Consider the following 1,683-nt stretch of genomic DNA (forward strand, 5'->3'; position numbering starts at 1 on the left):
CGACGGTGGGGCCGGATCGACGTCGTGGTGCACAACGCGTTGATCCCGTTCGAGGTCACCTCGTTCACCGATCTGAGCTGGGAGCAACTCGGCGGGAAGCTCGACCGCGAGTTGCACGCCGCGTTCCTGATCACCAAAGCCGTTGTCCCGGAGATGATCAACCGCAGCTACGGTCGCCTGGTGTACCTCAGCACGGGATTGTCCCGGCGGCCCCGCGACGGGATGATCACCCTCGGCACCGCCAAGGCGGCACTGGATCAGTTCGTCCGCTACGTCGCACTCGAGTTGGCGCCGCACGGCATCACCGCGAACATCGTCGCGCCCGCCACGGTCGACGAAACGAAGGTGACGCAGCAGTTGTCGGCCGACCAGATCGGCCGTCTCGGCACCACCAACCCCATGGGCCGCCTCGTCCGACCCGAGGAAGTAGCCAGGACCGTGGCGTTCCTGGCAAGTGAGGACTCCGGTTTCACCACCGGCCACTACCTTCCGGTCAACGGCGGCCTCTCCATGGATTGAAATGGGCTGCACCGCAGGGGGAGTCACGCAAACTGGCAGGAGGAGTTTCGCCCATGCACACGATCGACCTGGCCTATGCCGGGCATGGCATCCACGAGGAACTGGTCGCCCACGTGGCCGACCAGGAAGGGTATTACGAGGACGAGGGCGTCCACGTCGCCATCCGCGACGGCGTCCACTGGCCAGTGGAGCGTCTGCGTCGCGGCGCGACGATAGGTCTCGGCCGTTCGCTGCTGTCACGCCTGACCGATGACATCGGCTGGACGATCCTCAGCGTCAACACGCATCGTCCGCTGTTCTGGTTTCTCGGCGGCGCCGAGGTGACGTCGATGGCGGATCTGCGCGGCCGCCGCCTGGCGGTCCACGCCGCCCACACGGCACCCGGATGTTTCGCCCGAATCGTCCTGCGCAAGCACGGCTTGGACCCCGACGTCGACGTGACGTGCGTGTCGCGCGACCCCGGTGACTACCAGATGGACCTGCGCCGCCTGCGCGACGGTTCCATCGATGCCGCCTACGTCGGCAGCACGCTCTCGCCCGAGCAGGTCGCGCAGGAGGAGGGATTTCACCTGTTGGCCTGGGTTGGCGATCACTTCCAGATCCCGACCGTGGGCATCGCCGTCGACCCCGCCCACGTCCCGCTGGACAGTCCCGCCTTGCAGGCCCTGGTGCGAGCCAACGAGCGGGCCCTTCGCACTCTCGCCGAGCAGCCCACGCTAGCCGTCGACTACATCGCCGGATTCTTGAATCGCGTCACCCACGACGAGGCCAAGCAGTACTACGAACGCTACGTCGGCCCGTACTTCAGCGCCGACGGCCGGGTCGACCTCGACGTGGCGCAGCGCGCCATCGCCGGGGTCGCAGCCGAACTCGGCGTCGCGGCGGTCGACGCCGAGACCGTCTACCTGACGCCGTCGCCATGACGCTCGTCGCCACAGACATAAGTGACCGGTCGGCTACTATCGATGACATGCCACGGCCACCGAATCCAGACGTGCGTCGGCGACTGCTCGCCTCCGGCCTGGCTCTCGTGCACGGACGCGGATTCGCCGCCAGTGGCGTCAAGGACATCACCGACTCCGCCGGCGTGCCGAAGGGGTCGTTCTACGCCTACTTCTCCAGCAAGGAGGCCTTCGCCGCGGCGATCCTTGAGCACTACTGGGC

General features: G+C 67.1%; 3 protein-coding genes. All 3 read left to right on the top strand.

The genetic code is table 11. The features are described from left to right. Positions 1–519 (top strand): SDR family NAD(P)-dependent oxidoreductase (locus tag ACRDUX_RS27325; protein WP_526418384.1); only part of this gene is annotated, 519 nt, incomplete at its 5' end. 53 nt (positions 520–572) lie between these two features. Further along, positions 573–1,442 (top strand): ABC transporter substrate-binding protein, encoded by an 870-nt coding sequence (locus tag ACRDUX_RS27330; protein ID WP_526418385.1) that lies wholly within the window; start codon positions 573–575, stop codon positions 1,440–1,442. 47 nt (positions 1,443–1,489) lie between these two features. Then, positions 1,490–1,683, top strand: a 194-nt coding sequence (locus tag ACRDUX_RS27335; protein WP_526418387.1) for a TetR/AcrR family transcriptional regulator, incomplete at its 3' end; no start/stop codon positions are given.

The organism is Mycobacterium sp. (assembly GCF_050701675.1).
Lineage (GTDB): Bacteria > Actinomycetota > Actinomycetes > Mycobacteriales > Mycobacteriaceae > Mycobacterium.